This is a genomic window from Muricoprocola aceti (assembly GCF_025567005.1).
In the GTDB taxonomy this organism is placed as follows: Bacteria; Bacillota; Clostridia; order Lachnospirales; family Lachnospiraceae; genus Marvinbryantia; species Marvinbryantia aceti.
Window position 1 is genome coordinate 103062 of record NZ_JAOQKE010000003.1, and the last position, 18281, is coordinate 121342.

Sequence of the window (18281 nt, forward strand, 5' to 3'; positions counted from 1 at the left end):
AGGATGCGGGATATGAAGAGATCAGAAATCAACACGGCATTGAAAAAGATGGAAGATATGGTAAACAGACTGAATTATTATCTTCCACCATTTTGCCAGTTTACTCCGGAAGAATGGAAGACAAAAGGACATGAGTATGATGAAATCCGGGACAATATGCTTGGATGGGATATTACAGATTTCGGACAGGGGAATTTTCAGAAGACAGGTTTCTCTCTGGTGACGATCCGTAATGGTAATCAGAAAATGCAGGATGTATATAAGAAGCCATATGCAGAGAAGCTGTTGTATCTGGATGAAGGGCAGTATGCGATGAATCATTTCCACTGGTACAAGATGGAAGATATTATCAACAGAGGTGGTGGAAATATTCTGATCCGTGTATATAATTCACTTCCGGATGAATCCGTTGATAAGACTGGAGATGTGACGGTACATACAGATGGTCTGACTCGCGTGGTTCCGGCTGGTACACAGATTCGCCTGACTCCGGGCGAGAGCCTGACGATTACACAGGGTATGTATCATGATTTTGAAGTGGAGCCGGGAACCGGTGCGGTACTGATCGGTGAGGTCAGCCAGTGTAATGATGATACAACAGACAACCGTTTCAACCCTCCGGCAGGAAGATTTCCGCAGATTGAGGAGGATGAGCCGCCGTACAGACTGCTCTGTAACGAATACCCACCTGCCAGAGACTGAGAGATACGGAAAAATATAAAAACAGGGAGGCAGAGATGTTAGTTACATTAAAAGAGATATTGAAGATTGCAGAAGAAAAGAATATTGCAGTCGGTGCATTTAATGCTCCAAACCTGGAGTCTCTTCAGGCTGTAATGAGCGCAGCAGAGGAAGTACAGCTTCCGGTGATTATTCAGTTTGCACCGGTACATGAGACGTTTAATCTGCTGGCAGATATGGGGCCACTGATGATGAGTTATGCAAAACGTGTGTCTGTGCCGGTATGTGTGCATCTGGATCACGGAGATACGGTGGAACGTGTACAGCAGGCCCTGGATCTGGGATTCACCGGCGTGATGATTGACGGCTCCACACTTCCATATGAAGAGAATGTGGCACTCAGTAAAAAAGTAGTAGAGATAGCACATGCTGCTGGTGCTTCTGTAGAAGCAGAGCTTGGCTCGATGGGAAGAACTGAAACAGGAAGCGGAGAAGGTACAGGGGCTAACGATGAAACGAAGATCTATACGGATCCGGTACTGGCAAAGGACTTTGTTGCGCAGACAGGTATTGATGCACTGGCCTGCTCTTTTGGAACAACACATGGTATTTATCTGACGGAGCCAAAGCTGGATTTTGATGTAGTAAAGAATGTACGTGCTCAGACTGGCGATATTCCGGTAGTTATGCATGGCGGATCTGGTGTCAGCCATGATGATTATCATACAGCGATTAAATCTGGTGTACGTAAGATCAATTATTTTACTTATATGGATGTGGCTGGCGGAAAGGCAGCTGCAGAAGCAGTAAAAGCAACAGCAGACGGAAAGCCATATTTCTTTACGGAGATGGCAACAAAGGCCAGAGAAGGAATGAAAGCAAATGTGATGGCTGCCATGAAGATGTTTGCATTGCAGGAATAGGCAGAAACAAAGATGTTTGGGAAAAATCAAAATAAAAATTAAAACAGAAAGGAGCAGCAGGGGAATGGCTAGAGAGAAAATATTATTTGTAACTTCAGAAGCAGTGCCGTTTATTAAGACCGGGGGTCTTGCCGATGTTGCAGGCACACTGCCAAAATACTTTGACAGAGAGAAATATGATGTACGTGTAATTTTACCGAAGTATGCATCTATGAAGGGCGAATGGAAAGACAAACTTCAGTACAGAACGCATTTTGAAATGCAGCTGGCATGGAGAAATATGTACGTGGGAGTACTGGAGACGGAGATTGATGGAATTCCGTTCTATTTTATTGACAATGAATATTATTTCAGCGGTGGCTGGCCATATGAAGACATTCGGTGGGATATTGAAAAATTTGCATTTTTCTCAAGAGCTGTCCTGAGTGCGCTTCCATCAATTGATTTCAGACCGGACATTATTCACTGTCATGACTGGCAGGCAGCACTGGTACCGGTATATCTGAACGATGCATTCCAGTCCAACCCATTTTATCAGAATATCAAGACTATCATGACGATTCACAATCTCAGATTCCAGGGAATCTATGATAAGAATATCATTCGGGATATTATTGGTATCTCTGACAGCTATTTTACACCGGATAAGCTGGAAGCATACGGTGATGTGAACCTTCTGAAGGGCGGTATTGTCTATGCGGATCGTGTGACTACTGTCAGTGAGACTTATGCAGAAGAAATTAAGACAGAGTTTTACGGAGAGAAGCTGGATAAGCTGCTGCAGGCACGTTCCAACGTGCTGACCGGTATTGTGAATGGTATTGACTACAATATCTTTAATCCGGAGACAGATATTCATCTTCCATATAAGTTCAACAAAGAAACTGTTACAACAGAAAAAGTAAAGAATAAAGTGGAACTGCAGAGACAGCTTGGCTTAAGAGAAGATCCAAACGTGATGATGATCGGTATTGTGTCCCGACTGACAGATCAGAAGGGATTTGACCTGATTGAATGTGTACTGGATGAGATCTGTCAGGATGAAGTGCAGATCGTAGCACTGGGTACCGGAGAGGAACGCTATGAGAATATGTTCCGTTACTATGCATGGAAGTACCCTGGAAAAGTATCTGCAAACATTTATTATTCAGATGAGCTGTCTCATAAGATTTATGGCTCCTGCGATGCATTCCTGATGCCATCACTGTTCGAACCATGTGGACTGAGTCAGATCATGAGTCTGAGATACGGAACTGTACCGATCGTTCGTGAGACCGGTGGATTAAAAGATACCGTGATTCCGTTTAATGAATTCGAGAACAGTGGAACAGGATTCAGCTTCCGCAATTACAATGCTCATGAGATGATGGCAATGGTACGTTATGCAGAGCGGATTTTCTATGATCAGAAGGATCAGTGGAATGACCTGGTAAAACGTGCCATGAAGGTAGATTTCTCCTGGAACGCATCAGCAGAGAAGTATGAGATTCTGTATGATCACATGTTGGGATGGTACTGGCCAAGAGGAGAAGAACAGGTGGAAGCAACGCAGCCGGCAGAGGCTGCAGAACTGACAGAGGTAAAAGCAGAAGAGGTAAAAGCAGCAGAGGTGGAAGCAACAGAGGTGAAAGAAGCTGCACCTGCAGAGAAGAAAGCACCAGCGAGAAAAACAACTGCCAAGAAGGCTACAGCAACCAAAACGACAACTAAGAAGACTGCTACAGAAAAGAAGACTACCACCAGAAGAACTACAGTTGCGAAGAAAAAAGCAGAAGAACTGAAGAAGGTAGAAGAGTCGGCGAAAGTGGAAGAACCGGAAAAGGCTGTTGAGACAGCTGCAACTGTCGAAGAAAAAGCACCGGTTAAGAAACGCACGACCAGAAAAACTGCGACTAAGAAGGCAGAGGAACCGGTAAAGGTCGAAGAGCCGAAAAAGACAGAAGAACCAGTAAAGGCAGAGGAGCCAAAGAAGGCTGCAGAACCAGTAAAGCCTGAAGAGCCGAAGAAGGATGCGGAACCAGCAAAGCCTGAAGAACCAAAGAAGGCTGCGGAACCAGTAAAGTCTGAAGAGCCAAAGAAGGCTGCGGAGCCAGTAAAGGCAGAGGAAGCGAATAAGGTTGCAGAACCAGAGAAGGTTGTAGAGCCAGTGAAAGCGGCTCCAGCGAAAAAGACTGGAAGAAAGTCCAGAAGAAAAAATAAATAAGAGTTTCTGCACGGAGCTCTTTGCGAGAATAACTCTGGCAGAAATGCCAGAGTTATTTTTTGTCTAACGACATAAATAGAACAGGAGGAGCATACGTGCATGGAACGTATCAGATAATGAAAATGGGGAATATTCAGAAGATAAGAGAACAACTGGATGGCCGGATATTAGAGACGATGGAAGATAAAATAACAGAAAGAGTAAAAGACAGCAGATTAATGGATAATTTCCTTACCAATGAAAAGTTACTGGATAGGATTTCCAGGCGTCTGGAACCGATTGAGCAGATGAATGCGTATTATCGCTGTGCGATCATGGAGATTGAGACGAAATTCAGAGTGCTGAGTGAGCAGTTTTCTCTGAAATATGACCGTAATCCAATCGAGACCATCAAGAGCAGATTGAAGTCACAGGATAGTATTCTGAAAAAGATGAATCGAAAAGGAATACCGGTGTCTCTGGAGGCAATGGAACGAGAAATTGATGATATTGCCGGAGTACGTGTAATCTGTTCTTTTGTGGAAGACGTATATATGCTGGCGGATTGTCTGCTGCAGCAGGATGATATCACACTTCTGGAAAAGAAAGACTATATTAAGCATCCAAAAGACAGTGGATACCGCAGCCTGCATCTGATTGTACAGGTGCCGATTTTTCTGCAAAATGAAAAACGTCCGATGAAAGTGGAAGTACAGATTCGTACTCTGGCTATGGACTTGTGGGCCAGTCAGGAACATAAATTACGTTATAAAAAACAGATTCCGGAAAATGAAGAAGAAGCCATCAGTCAGGAACTGGCAGAATGTGCTCAGATTCTGGCATCGGTGGATAATCGAATGCAAAACCTGCGCGCAAAGCTGAGTGATTCCAGATTTCAGGAGGATGAGAGAAGACGGCCATGACATTAATGCAGTTAAATTATATTATTACGATTTCGGAGACAGGCTCTTTGAACAAAGCATCGGAGCTTTTATATGTATCACAGCCTTCGTTGACCAGTGCAGTGAAAGAATTGGAAAAAGAATTGGGGATTACCATTTTTAACCGCAGTGGAAAAGGTGTGACGCTGACTAATGACGGTGCGGAATTCCTGCTTCATGCCAAAGAAATCTATGGACAATATCAGACGGTTATGGAAAAATATGGGAAAGGCGGCTCTTATAAAAAGAAGTTCGGAGTATCCACCCAGCATTATTCTTTTGCAGTGAAAGCATTTGTGGATATGGTAAAGAGCTATGATATGTCTCAATATGAGTTCGCTATTCGTGAGACCAAAACCAGGGATGTGATCAATGACGTCAGTACCATGCGAAGCGAGATCGGCGTGCTGTATCTGTGTGATTTTAACCGGAAAGCCATCCAGAAGCTGCTCAGCTCGGCTGGGCTGGAGTTCCATCATCTGATTGATTGTCAGGCTTATGTTTATCTGTGGAAGAATCATCCACTGGCAAAGGAAAAGTTCATTTGTTTTGAACAACTGGATCCGTATCCGTGCCTTTCCTTTGAACAGGGAGACAACGGTTCTTTCTATTTTGCAGAAGAGATTTTGTCTACTAATGAATATTCCAGAGTAATTAAGGCAAATGATCGTGCGACCATGCTGAACCTGATGGTGGGGCTGAATGGGTACACGCTTTGTTCCGGTATTATCTGTGAAGAATTAAACGGTACCGATTATATAGCGGTGCCATTCTCTGATGATGAATACAACCATAATACCACTATGGAGATAGGGTATATTGTGCGGAAAAACATGGCATTGAGTAATATGGGAAATCTGTATATAGAGAAAATCCAGAATTATCTGGGAATGAGATGAGACAACTTATCAGGGACGGGAAATCACTCTTTTGAGCCATTTTCCCGTCCCTGATGATTTACGCCTTGCTATATGCCTTGATTCCACAGCAATAGGTGGCTGCTACAGAATAGTCATCTTCCAGGATGGCGAGATCGGCATCGTATCCGGCGCAGATTTTTCCTTTACGGTTGTCTACGTTCAGGATCCGTGCAGGATTCAATGTGCAGGCATGGACAGCAGTGAGTACCGGAACCCCAGCCTCTTCGATCAGAACACGCAGCCCCTGGTTCATAGCCATAGTGCTGCCGGCAATCGTATCGCTGCCCGCCAGACGCGCCAGACCGTCCGCTCCTACTTCGATATCATGTCCGCCCAGCTGATAGTGTCCGCCGGCTGGTGCATGTTTTACCCGGAGAGAATCAGAGATCATAATGCTGCGCTCTGCTCCTTTAGCCTGGAAGAAGATTCCAAGGGCAGCTGGATGAGAGTGGTGCCCATCGCAGATGATTTCCCCGTACAGATCATGAATACGAAGGGCGGCTCCTACCAGCCCTGGTTTACGATGATGAAGCGGTGTCATACCGTTGTAAACATGTGTCATAGAAGAAGCACCGTTGGCCACAGCCATAAGTGCAGTCTCATAATCCGAAGAAGAATGTCCCATGCTGACAACAATGCCATGACGGGCGCAGTATTTCGTCAGTGCAAAATCTTTATCATGTTCCGGACTTAAAGTGATGTATTTAATCCAGCCCTTCGCTGCTTCCTGGTAAGCACGGAACTGAGCAATTGTCGGTTCTGCGATAGCTTCCGGAGGCTGGGCGCCTTTGTAGTCCATATCCAGGAACGGTCCTTCAAAATGAATGCCGAGAATCTCGGCTCCTTCATAGCCGTTTTCAATGACAGAAGCCACATTGGCGGCAGCTTTTGTCAGGACATCTGGCATCTGAGTAACCGTAGTTGGGAGAAATGCAGTAACTCCTTCTTCCGGGATATGGGAAGTCCAGTAGGCCAGGCCCTTCGGATCTGCATCATTGGTGTCAAATCCATAGGCACCATGGGTATGGATGTCAATAAATCCAGGAAAAATACGGTGATTTCCCCAGTCTTCATCGCACTGCTCTGTGCCCCATGGCAGAATCTTTACAATTTTCTGATCTTTCATCTCGATCTGTGCCGGAACAAACTGACCGGCGATCCAGACCCGTTTACTTTGTAAAATCATGTGATAACTCCCTTCATGATGACCAGCGGGGACGGAGTTTTCTGGCTCTAAAGAGCCAGAAAACTCCGTCCCCATTGGCTTTATTCCATCTTGCTCAAAGCTGCCTCATCAGCTACGATAGTTACGTCATTGTGAAGCTGAAGGATAGAAGCCGGAACAGCAGGTGTCACAGGACCCTGGAAAGCGGTCTTTACGATCTCAGCCTTATCTTCGCCTGAGACAACCAGAAGAATCTTTTTCGCCTGCATGATGGTCTTGATTCCCATAGTGTAAGCCTGGCGAGGTACGTCTTCTTCTTTTTCAAAGAAACGTTTGTTGGCTTCAATGGTGCGTTCGGTCAGATCAACACAGTGTGTTTCTTTTTCAAAAGCAGACCCCGGTTCGTTGAATCCGATGTGTCCATTGTGTCCCAGTCCCAGAAGCTGCAGATCAATGCCTCCCACTTCACGGATGATCTCATTGTATCTGGCACATGCATGTTCGCTGTCAGGATCGGTACCATCTGGTACAAAAGTTCTGGATTTGTTAATGTTGATATGATCGAAGAAATTGTGGTTCATAAAGTAACGATAGCTCTGCTCGTTGTCACCGGAAAGTCCCTTGTATTCATCCAGATTCACAGAAGTCACTCTGGAAAAATCCAGGTCACCTTTGTTGTACCATTCAATCAGCTGCTTGTAAGTACCGATTGGTGTGGAACCGGTTGCAAGCCCAAGTACACAATCTGGCTTCATGATCACCTGTGCGGAAATAATATTTGCGGCCTTTCGGCTCATAGAAGCATAGTCTGAAGCACGATAAATAACCATAATAGAAAAACCTCCCTAATAAGTGTGTTATTTTTATTGTACCGTTTTGCAACAGGAAAAACAACCAGAAAAACGGATTTAGAGATAATATATAATGAGAAAGATTAGCATTTGCATCATGTCTGGAAATAGCATATAGTAGAGATAGTTATGGGACGCAAAAAAGGAGAAAGATAAATGAAATACGACTTTACAACGATTATGGACCGCAGGGGGATGGATGCCATTGCGGTGGATAAAATACCATATGAGAATGTACAGGTGGAAGAAGGATTTTCCACGATTCCAATGTGGGTGGCGGATATGAATTTTCAGACGGTGCCGACCATTCCAGAGGCGATGATCGAGAGAACAAAACATGCGGCGTATGGATTATGAGGATATGGAGAAAAAAATAAAAGAAGAACATATCCATGTAGCAATTCTCTGTTCGCCGCACAATCCATGCGGTCGTGTATGGGAGCGCTGGGAACTGGAAAAAGCCATGGAGCTGTATCAGAAGTATGATGTGTACATAGTTTCGGATGAGATATGGTCTGATCTGACACTGACCGTTTATCGACATATCCCGACCCAGATGATTTCGGAAGATGCCAGAATGCGTACGGTTGCATTATATACACCTTCTAAGACCTTCAACCTGGCAGGGCTGGTAGGAAGTTATCATATTATTTACAATTCATATTTAAGAGAAAGGATTCGCAAAGAATCGTCCCTTTCTCATTATAATGCAATGAATGTGCTGTCTATGTATGCCCTGATTGGTGGATACAGTCAGGCGGGCATGGAATGGACAGACGAACTGCGCCAGGTACTGACGGAAAATGTGGATTATGCCTGCGATTACATCCGAAAGCATTTTGACGGAGTGGAAGTATCCAGACCACAGGGAACTTACATGCTGTTTCTGGATTGTCAGAAATGGTGCGAAGCACATGACGTGACCATTGATGAATTGCAGAAAAAAGGTGTCAGAAAAGGCGTGATCTGGCAGGATGGAAGACCATTTCATGGATCATACAGCATCCGTATGAATCTGGCACTTCCAAAGACACTGGTGGAAGAGGCCTTTGAACGTTTGAGAAAATGGGTATTTTGTTGAATTTATGAGGAATAAAAGTTACTTGAAACAACGAATTTTTTTAATCACATATATGATTCTGTTTGTTATTTTTACCATTCAGACAGCTGCTGCAGAGGAAGAGGACTACGATCTTGATCCACGGCTTTATATTTATTATGCGCAGCTGACGGAGGATGAGCGGGATGTTTATGTGCAGGCTTTGGAAGAATTTTCAGCAGGGATTTCTTCATTTGCGCCATGCAGGGGAATTTCCCTGGATTCTGCCAACCGCATCATGCATGCTATCTGCAAGGATCAGCCACAGCTGTTCTGGCTGGATGAAAGCTTTCAGTATAGCTATCGGCAGGGACTTTCCGGGTCAGAAAAAGTGACGGAGATTTCCGCAGATTTTAATTCACTTGCAGATGATCTGGAGACGAACCGCAGTGCGGTAGAGAATCAGAAAGATGTGCTTATTGCAGATCTGTATGACCTGCCTGCCTGGGAACAGGAAAAATATGTTCATGACCGGCTGGCTTCTCTGATTACCTATTCCGGGGAGAGCAGCTATAACCAGACACTCTACAGCGCCCTGTGTCAGCAGGAGACGGTATGTGCAGGCTATGCCAAAGCATTTCAGTATCTGATGACAAGCCTGGGGGTGCCATGTTATTACTGCGAAGGAACTGCACAGGACAGTTCTGCAGAGGATGCTGCCTGGTTGGCACATGCCTGGAATATTGTCTGTCTGGATGGCAGCTATGTAAATGTGGATCTGACCTGGGATGATACCAGCCTTACCAGCGCAGGGCTCATCAGCTATGCACAATATAACCGTACAGATTCTGATGCATCTTTTTTCCAGACGCATCAGCGCAGTGATGACAGTCAGTTCCTTCCTGTCTGTGATGGAGCAGGCTGGTCTTACGAACAGCTCTTTGGTCTCCCGGCAGAACTTGGTGCCCTCACTCAGCTGGAAGATTATGAATCTGTCCGGCATATTACGGATATTTACGAGTACTATGCAGCCATGCAGAACCTGATGATCCAATATGGCACTGGGGAGCATACATTTCGCTTTGCTGTTTACAATAGTGAGTGCAATGACGCAGTTCTTCATGATGAGAACTATCGGGACGGTTACTTAAACACTGTGGCGGATGCTCTCTATCTTGGAAGTTATAATTTTTCTATTCAGACCAGCTCTCTGAGCCTCACCGGGGGCTATTACCTGGTGACGGTTACGGTGGATCTTTCGTGATTTATATGATGCCAGGGTCAAAAGCCTGAAACCACGATGTGCTTGCACGAGAGTGGTTTTATGGCTTAATGACCCGCCCCAAATATGAGCATAAAAGTGGAGCTTAAGCTTCACGATATGCGAATATGGGGCAGGATTGTGAGAGTACGAAGTACGGAACAATCCGTGAGGCATCTTTTGACCTTAACATCATTTATATTTGTAAAACAACATATGACCGAGTATAATGAAAAGAAAAACCAAAGGGGAAAATATTTTGAGAGCACTTTTAAAGTATTTGAGAAATTATAAAAAAGAGACGGTTCTGGCACCGCTGTTCAAACTGCTGGAAGCGTCTTTTGAACTGTTTGTGCCGCTTGTTATGGCTGCTATTATTGACCATGGTATTGGACAGGCTGATGGCGTTTATGTGCTGAAGATGGGGGGTGTACTGATCGCACTGGGCTTGATTGGTCTGGTATGTTCGATTACCGCCCAGTATTTTGCTGCAAAGGCAGCCACCGGATTTTCTACGGAACTGCGTCATGAATTGTTTGAACATATTCAGAAGCTGTCTTACACCAAGATGGATACCATCGGAACCTCCACACTGATCACCAGAATGACCAGTGATATTAATCAGGTACAGTCTGGTGTGAATCTGGTGCTGCGTCTGTTTCTGCGTTCACCATTTATCGTGTTTGGTGCCATGGTCATGGCGTTTACGGTGGATGTGAAGGCGGCGCTGGTCTTTGTGGCAGCTATTCCACTGCTGTCATTGGTGGTATTTGGAATTATGCTGATTACCATGCCATTATACCGTAAGGTACAGTCTAATCTGGATGCAGTACTGGGAATTACCAGAGAGAATCTGACCGGTGTACGTGTCATTCGTGCATTTAATAAAGAAGCGAATGAAAAACAGCGTTTTGAACAGCAGAATCAGATGCTGACAGATGCGCAGAAGTTTGTAGGAAAGATCTCCGGACTGATGAATCCGGTAACGTATATCATTGTCAATGGGGCATTGATTGTCCTGATCTATACCGGAGCACTTCGGGTAGATGCAGGTATCATTACCCAGGGACAGGTAGTAGCACTGGTAAACTATATGTCACAGATTCTGGTGGAACTGGTGAAGCTGGCTAATCTGATTATTACGGTGACCAAAGCATTTGCCTGTGGCAACCGTATTCAGAGTGTTTTTGAAGAAGAGACTGGAATGACAGAAGGAAGCGAGGGCTGGACGGATCCGGGAGAAGCAGATACACCGGTAGTTGAATTCGACCATGTGAATCTGCGTTATGCAGGAGCAGGAGAAGATTCGCTGACGGATATCAGCTTCCGCGCCATGCCGGGACAGACAATTGGTGTCATTGGTGGCACCGGTTCAGGCAAATCTTCTGTGGTAAATCTGATTCCGCGATTCTATGATGCTACAGAGGGAAGTGTCCGTATTCAGGGAAAGGATGCCAGAGACTACCGTCTGGAAGAACTGCGCAGTCATATTGGAATGGTGCCTCAGAAAGCTGTACTGTTCCAGGGCACCATCGCTCAGAACCTGCGCTGGGGTAAGGAAAATGCCACAGAAGCAGAACTGGAGAAAGCCATCGAGATCTCTCAGGCGAAGGAATTTGTAGATGGAAAAGAAGACCGCCTGAATTATCAGATTGAACAGAATGGAAAGAATTTATCCGGTGGCCAGCGTCAGCGCCTTACCATTGCAAGAGCACTGGTAAGGGATCCGGAGATCCTGATCTTAGATGACAGTGCTTCTGCGCTGGACTTTGCTACGGATGCGAAGCTGCGTAAGGCGATTCGCCAGATGGACAGCCATCCGGTGGTATTTATCGTATCTCAGCGCGCTTCCTCTATCCAGTATGCGGATCAGATCCTGGTGCTGGATGATGGAGAACTGGCTGGCATTGGAACTCATGCAGAACTGATGGAAAGCTGTGAGATCTATCGTGAGATCTATGAATCTCAGTTCGAGAAAGAGAAGAAAGGGGTGACGGATCATGGCACAGACAAATAAAGACAAGACAAAACAGAGTGAGACGTTGAAGAAAGTGTTCCGTTACCTTGGAAAGTATCGCATTTATCTGTTGTTTACCATTTTGCTGGCAGCAGTGACCGTGGCACTGACTCTGTATGTACCGAAGCTGACCGGAGCGGCAGTGGATGATATCGTAGCACCGGGGAAGGTGAATTTCCCGGGAGTGTTCCAGATCCTGATCAGGATCGGTGTATGTATCGCCATCACAGCGTTTGCCCAGTGGATGATGAATATCTGTAATAACAAGATGACCTATCAGATTGTACAGGATGTGCGAAATGAAGCATTTCAGAAAATTGAGATTCTGCCATTGAAATATATCGATGGACACTCTTATGGTGAGATTGTCAGTCGTGTCATTGCGGATGTAGATCAGTTCGCAGATGGTCTGCTGATGGGATTTACCCAGTTATTTACCGGTGTGGCTACAATTATCGGAACACTTGGATTTATGCTTTCCGTGAATGTGAAGATCACTCTGGTGGTTGTGCTAATCACCCCAGTGTCCTTCTTTGCAGCGGGATTTATCGCAAAGAGAACCTATGCCATGTTCAAACTTCAGTCAGAGACCAGAGCAGAGCAGACCGGGCTGATTGATGAGATGATCGGCAATCAGAAAGTCGTACAGGCATTTGGACAGAGCGAGCATGTATTACAGAGGTTTGACGAGATCAATGACCGCCTGCAGAAGTGTTCTTTAAGAGCCATTTTCTTTTCCTCGATTACGAACCCGTCAACACGATTTGTCAACAGTCTGGTATATGCAGGTGTGGGAATTACCGGTGCATTTTCTGCTATTCAGGGACGTCTTAGCGTAGGACAGCTGACCTGTTTCCTCAGCTATGCCAATCAGTATACCAAGCCGTTTAACGAGATATCCGGTGTAGTCACAGAATTGCAGAATGCCATTGCCTGTGCAGGAAGAATCTTTGATCTGATCGAAGAAGAACCGCAGATTCCAGAAGCAGACAATGCAGTGACTTTGACAGATGTAAAAGGGAATATTGAGTTAAAAGATGTGAAGTTTTCTTATGTTCCGGAGCAGAAGCTGATCCAGAATCTGAATCTGCAGGTAAAACCGGGACAGAGAATCGCCATTGTAGGACCGACCGGATGTGGAAAGACCACACTGATCAATCTGTTGATGCGTTTTTATGATGTGACCGGAGGCTCAATCGCCGTAGAGGGAACTGATGTAAGAGACCTGACCAGAAGCAGTCTTCGTGCCGGATTTGGTATGGTACTGCAGGAGACCTGGCTGCGCACCGGAACCATTCGTGATAATATCATTATGGGTAAAACGGATGCCACAGAAGAAGAGATCATTGCAGCTGCGAAGGCCTCTCATGCCCACAGTTTTATCCGTCGTCTGCCAAAGGGTTATGATACCTGGATTACCGAAGATGGGGGCAACCTGTCTCAGGGGCAGAAGCAGCTGTTATGTATTACCAGAGTTATGTTGTGCCGTCCGCCAATGCTGATCCTGGATGAAGCTACCTCTTCGATTGATACCAGAACCGAGATTAAGATCCAGAAGGCATTCGCATCCCTGATGGAAGGCAGAACCAGTTTTATTGTAGCACACCGTCTCTCCACCATTCGGGAAGCAGATGTGATTCTGGTCATGAAGGATGGCAATATTATAGAGCAGGGTACCCATCAGGAACTGCTGGATAAGGGCGGATTCTATAAGAATCTGTACGAAAGTCAGTTTGCAGGGTGAACCATAGAAAGGAAAGTGGGGGTAATGGAATGAAGAACTACAGAGCAAATGCAACTTCTGAAATGACGCAGCTGGAGCGGGAGAATGGACAGATTGTCCGGGAGTTGGCCGGAGAATGTATGGTGATTCTGGAAAATGACGGAATCCTTCCGCTGAAAGGAACCTGCAGGGTAGCACTGTATGGAAATGGTGCCAGACATACCATCAAGGGAGGTACCGGTTCTGGCGATGTGAATGCCAGAAAGGTAGTCTGCATAGAAGAAGGGCTGGAAAGCACCGGATTTACCGTAGTGACAGAAAACTGGCTGAATGCCTATGATGCAGAGATCGCAGAAGAGAAAGAAAGACATCAGAAGAAGATCAAAAAGCTGGCAGAGGAACTGCACAAGCCGGAGATTAATGTAGCCTTTGATTATCCTTATGAAGACCCGGATGCACCGGAGATCACAGAAAAAGAGGATGCCGAACTGGCAATTTATGTACTTTCCAGAAATTCCGGAGAAGGAAAAGACCGGTATTGCCGAAAGGGAGATTATCTTCTGACTGACCGGGAAGAGGCCAATATCCGGTTCCTGACAGAACAGTATGAGAAAAGTATTGTGCTGCTCAATACTGGCGGTATCATTGATACCACATTTCTACGTAGTCTGAAGGGCTTAAATGCACTGCTGATTGTGGGACAGACTGGAAGTGAAGGAGGCCATGTTGTGGCAGATGTACTGACAGGCAGAACCATTCCATCCGGCAGATTGACGGACACCTGGGCAAAAGACTATCAGGATTATCCGTCTTCTGCAGACTACAGCCACAACAATGGCAATGTGAATGATGAATATTATAGCGAAGATATCTTTGTGGGATACCGTTATTTTGACACGTTTGAAGTGGAACCGGCGTATTGTTTTGGATATGGAAAGTCTTATACAGAATTTACAATCCAGACAGATCATGTAGAGATAGAAAAATCAGATGTGATGTTCTGGGTAGATGTGAGAAATGTGGGAGATGAATTTGCAGGAAAGGAAGTCATTCAGGTCTATGTATCAGCACCTGGAAAGGACATGGAAAAACCGTATCAGGAACTGGTGGCCTTTCGAAAGACATCCCTGTTGCCACCAAAAGCAGGGGAATGTGTGCTGGTTCGCTTCCCGCTGGCAGCGCTGGCTTCTTACAGCAGTAAAGATGCAGCCTGGGAGCTGGAAGAAGGAGATTATCTGATTCGTGTGGGAAACAGTTCCAGGAATACGCAGCCGGTGGCAGTTCTTCGTATGAAACAAAGTAAAAAAACATCGCAGCTTAAAAATCTGTTTGATGAGGATGATACACTGACAAAACTCGCTGAGACAGAAACAGGAAAGAATGCACTTGCAAAGCGTAACGACCGGGTGAAAAAGGAGACAGAGGCAGCTTTGGCGAATGTACCGGTGCTTACTGTGGATATGTCAAAGATTCGCTGCGAGGAGCCGGGGTATTCTGTCGGTGCAAGAATAGAAATGAAGGATCATTTTCCAGAAAGAACCCTGACTATGGATGAGGTAAAACGGGGCGATGTGACACTGGAAGATCTGGTAGCGCAGCTTACGGTGGAAGAACTGGCTAACTTATGTGTGGGAACGGAACGTCTGGAGGACGATGCCAATGCTGTCGGATGCGCATCTGACAGCGTGATTGGTGCAGCTGGAGAGACCTGGTCAGCTCTGGAAGAAACCAGAAAGATCCCGGCACTGATTCTGGCAGACGGACCGGCCGGTCTTCGGCTTCAGCCACATTTTAAGACAACGTCAGAAGGAGAAAAGATCTCCGGTGGAGAAGTATTTGGAATGGCTTTCCGTCCATTCCCGGAGAATCTGCCGGCAGATACCAGGGACTATTATCAGTATTGTACAGCGATCCCGATTGCCAGTACTCTTGCCCAGTCCTGGGATATGGATTTGGTAAAAAGAATGGGAGAAATCGCAGGTGCGGAGATGAAACAGTTCGGAGTACATCTCTGGCTGGCACCAGGTATGAACATTCACCGTAATCCACTGTGTGGAAGAAACTTTGAATATTATTCAGAAGATCCATATCTGACCGGACGCTGCGCAGCGGCAGACACGCTGGGAGTGCAGTCTTTTGACGGACAGGGAACTACCATCAAGCATTTTGCAGCGAACAATCAGGAGGATAACCGGAATTATACCAATGCACATATCAGTGAACGGGCACTGCGGGAGATTTACTTAAGAGGATTTGAGATCGCAGTAAAAGAAGCTCATCCATATTCGATTATGACGTCTTACAATTTGATCAATGGCATTCATTCTGCGAACCGTTATGATCTGCTTCAGACAGCGGCCCGAGATGAATGGGGATTTGATGGATTTGTTATGACAGACTGGTATGCCACACAGGATACTTCTGTGATGGGACAGGCGCCGGATAAATATACCTGGGCATCTGCGAAACAGGCCATTCATGCCGGAAATGATATGCTGATGCCAGGCTGTGCACTGAATGTCACAGATCTGATCCAGGGTGCAAAAGAAGAGACAGAGATGACGCTGGCCGATCTGCAGCATTGTGTGAGAAATATTCTGAGTATCGGGCTCAGAACCATGAGGTAAAAAAGAGAACGAATAGAGGAAACTATTATGGAATGTGTAATTATTGGAATTGCCGGTGGGTCTGGCTCTGGTAAATCAACCTTTACCAACAAATTAAAAGCACTCTACGGGGACAGAATCACGGTGCTTTATCATGATAATTATTATCGCAGACATGATGAACTGTCACTGGAGGAGCGAAAGCATATTAACTATGATGATCCGGCAGCGCTTGAGACAGATCTTCTGGTAGAACATCTGAAGCAGTTAAAAGAAGGAAAGAACATTCAGTGTCCGACCTATGATTATTCCCTGCATAATCGGAAAGAAGAGACGATAGAGATCAAACCCAACCGCATCATTCTGCTGGAGGGTATTCTTGCACTTCAGAATGAAGAACTGCGGGATATGTTTGATATCAAGATTTTTGTGGAAGCAGATGCGGATGAGAGAATCCTGAGAAGAGTGGTCCGGGATGTAAAAGAGCGTGGCAGAGACCTGGAAGGTATTATTGAACAGTATCTGACAACAGTCAAACCGATGCATTATCTGTATGTGGAGCCAACCAGGGCACTGGCAGATATTGTGATTAACAGCGGACAGAACGAAGTGGCCTTTGACCTGGTGAAAACCAAGATTGATCAGCTGATGGGAGAGGCATAGCAGCTGGAAAACTTTATTTCCAGTTACTTTTCCTTGCCTGGCTCTGGAAAAGATGTTAAGATAAAGATAGCTTTTTAAGAAACGTAAAAAGGGAAAAAAGGAGGATATTTTCATGAAGAAAACAATTTTTGCAGCAGCTGCATTAGGCGCAGCAACACTTTCCATGGCAGCACCTGTTATGGCAGAGGGAGACTACAAAGTAGCAATGGTTACAGACTCAGGCGACATCACAGACCAGTCTTTCAACCAGACCACTTATGAAGCATGCAAGGCATTTTGCGAGGAAAATGGTCTTGACTTCAACTACTACAAACCAGACGGAGATTCTGATGAAGCACGTATTGCCAGCTGTGACCAGGCGATTGCAGATGGATATAACATTCTCGTACTGCCAGGATATCTGTTTGCAGCATCTATAGTAGAAGAATCTCCGGTATATCCAGATGTGAAATTCATCGCTCTGGATATGTCAGAAGCAGATCTGACAGGAGCGGCAGGTGTGGATGATGTGACACAGGCCTATAACACAGAGAATACCTATTGTGCAATTTATCAGGAAGAGATTCCTGGATATATGGCTGGTTATGCAGCAGTGAAGATGGGTTACAAGCATCTTGGATTCCTCGGTGGAATGTCCGTACCAGCAGTTATCCGTTATGGTTTCGGTTATGTTCAGGGAGCTAACGCAGCAGCAGAAGAACTGGGAATCACAGACGAAGTAACCGTAGAATACGCTTACGGCGGACAGTTCTATGGTGATGCTGATATTACAGCAGCTATGGATACCTGGTATTCTACCAACGGTGTAGAAGTTGTATTTGCATGTGGCGGCGGTATCTACACATCTGCAGCAGAAGCAGCAGCTAAGGTAGATGGAAAAGTCATTGGTGTTGACTCTGATCAGGCTCCTATCATTGATGCATATGGAGAAGGTATGACCGTAACATCTGCTATGAAGGGTCTTGCTCCTACAGTAAATACTCTGCTTTCCGCAATCGTTCTGGATGATACATGGTCAGATTATGTTGGAAAGATCGACAATCTTGGTCTGGTATCTGACAACGTAGAAGAGAACTATGTACAGCTTCCATTAGAGAGCACACAGTGGAATGATGGATTCACAGAAGATGATTACAAAGCACTGGTAGCAGATATGGTAGCAGGCAAAGTTACTGTTGACAACAGCATCGATGCTATGCCAGAGACAGCTATCACTGTAAATGATCTTGGAAATATCAAATAATAAAAAAGAAATACGTTTTGAGTGAAAGAAAGCCGCCTGAAATCAGTACTTTGATTTCAGACGGTC

At 45.4% G+C, this 18281-nt stretch carries 12 protein-coding genes and 2 pseudogenes; 12 read left to right on the top strand and 2 right to left on the bottom strand.

Annotation, left to right across the window (positions count from 1 at the left end; all coding sequences use genetic code 11):
* Positions 1-12 precede the first annotated feature (12 nt).
* The 5 genes and pseudogenes from OCV47_RS04350 to OCV47_RS04370 all read left to right on the top strand — a co-directional run bounded on the left by OCV47_RS04350 (position 13) and on the right by OCV47_RS04370 (position 5626).
* Positions 13-702, top strand: a complete 690-nt coding sequence (locus tag OCV47_RS04350; RefSeq protein WP_117448949.1) for a D-lyxose/D-mannose family sugar isomerase — start codon at positions 13-15, stop codon at positions 700-702.
* 35 nt (positions 703-737) lie between these two features.
* Positions 738-1604, top strand: coding sequence for a class II fructose-bisphosphate aldolase (locus OCV47_RS04355; RefSeq protein WP_262654048.1), 867 nt, complete (start codon positions 738-740; stop codon positions 1602-1604).
* 64 nt (positions 1605-1668) lie between these two features.
* Positions 1669-3108, top strand: a pseudogene (gene glgA, locus OCV47_RS04360) (glycogen synthase GlgA); the annotation flags it as partial.
* Between the two features lie 794 nt (positions 3109-3902).
* Complete coding sequence (locus OCV47_RS04365) at positions 3903-4709, top strand: GTP pyrophosphokinase (RefSeq protein ID WP_331481178.1); 807 nt, start codon at positions 3903-3905, stop codon at positions 4707-4709.
* Positions 4706-5626: a LysR family transcriptional regulator gene (locus OCV47_RS04370; RefSeq protein WP_117448946.1), complete on the top strand. Its 921-nt coding sequence runs from the start codon at positions 4706-4708 to the stop codon at positions 5624-5626. The genes OCV47_RS04365 and OCV47_RS04370 overlap by 4 nt, the downstream gene beginning before the upstream one ends.
* 58 nt (positions 5627-5684) lie before the next feature.
* On the opposite strand, the gene nagA is transcribed toward OCV47_RS04370, so the two are convergent.
* A complete protein-coding gene (gene nagA, locus OCV47_RS04375; RefSeq protein ID WP_262654051.1) occupies positions 5685-6833 on the bottom strand; it encodes an N-acetylglucosamine-6-phosphate deacetylase in 1149 nt (382 codons plus the stop codon).
* 80 nt (positions 6834-6913) lie between these two features.
* Positions 6914-7642, bottom strand: a complete 729-nt coding sequence (gene nagB, locus OCV47_RS04380) for a glucosamine-6-phosphate deaminase (RefSeq protein ID WP_117448945.1) — start codon at positions 7640-7642, stop codon at positions 6914-6916.
* Positions 7643-7819: 177 nt separating this feature from the next.
* On the opposite strand from nagB, the pseudogene OCV47_RS04385 reads away from it, so the two are divergent.
* The 7 genes and pseudogenes from OCV47_RS04385 (at position 7820) to OCV47_RS04415 (ending at position 18215) form a co-directional block, all read left to right on the top strand.
* Positions 7820-8744: pseudogene (locus tag OCV47_RS04385) on the top strand (MalY/PatB family protein).
* Positions 8745-8766: 22 nt separating this feature from the next.
* Positions 8767-9966 carry a transglutaminase domain-containing protein gene (locus tag OCV47_RS04390; RefSeq protein WP_262654053.1) on the top strand — a complete coding sequence of 400 codons (1200 nt, stop codon included), beginning with the start codon at positions 8767-8769 and terminating at the stop codon, positions 9964-9966.
* 256 nt (positions 9967-10222) lie between these two features.
* Entirely contained in the window at positions 10223-11980 is a 1758-nt protein-coding gene (locus tag OCV47_RS04395) for an ABC transporter ATP-binding protein (RefSeq protein WP_262654054.1), read from the top strand.
* Positions 11964-13724: an ABC transporter ATP-binding protein gene (locus tag OCV47_RS04400; protein WP_262654055.1), complete on the top strand. Its 1761-nt coding sequence runs from the start codon at positions 11964-11966 to the stop codon at positions 13722-13724. Before OCV47_RS04395 ends, OCV47_RS04400 begins: the two co-directional genes overlap by 17 nt.
* A 29-nt stretch (positions 13725-13753) precedes the next feature.
* Entirely contained in the window at positions 13754-16330 is a 2577-nt protein-coding gene (locus OCV47_RS04405) for a glycoside hydrolase family 3 protein (RefSeq protein WP_262654056.1), read from the top strand.
* 27 nt (positions 16331-16357) lie between these two features.
* Entirely contained in the window at positions 16358-16972 is a 615-nt protein-coding gene (gene udk, locus OCV47_RS04410; RefSeq protein ID WP_262654058.1) for a uridine kinase, read from the top strand.
* Positions 16973-17084: 112 nt separating this feature from the next.
* Positions 17085-18215 carry a BMP family lipoprotein gene (locus OCV47_RS04415; protein WP_331481182.1) on the top strand — a complete coding sequence of 377 codons (1131 nt, stop codon included), beginning with the start codon at positions 17085-17087 and terminating at the stop codon, positions 18213-18215.
* Positions 18216-18281: the final 66 nt, after the last annotated feature.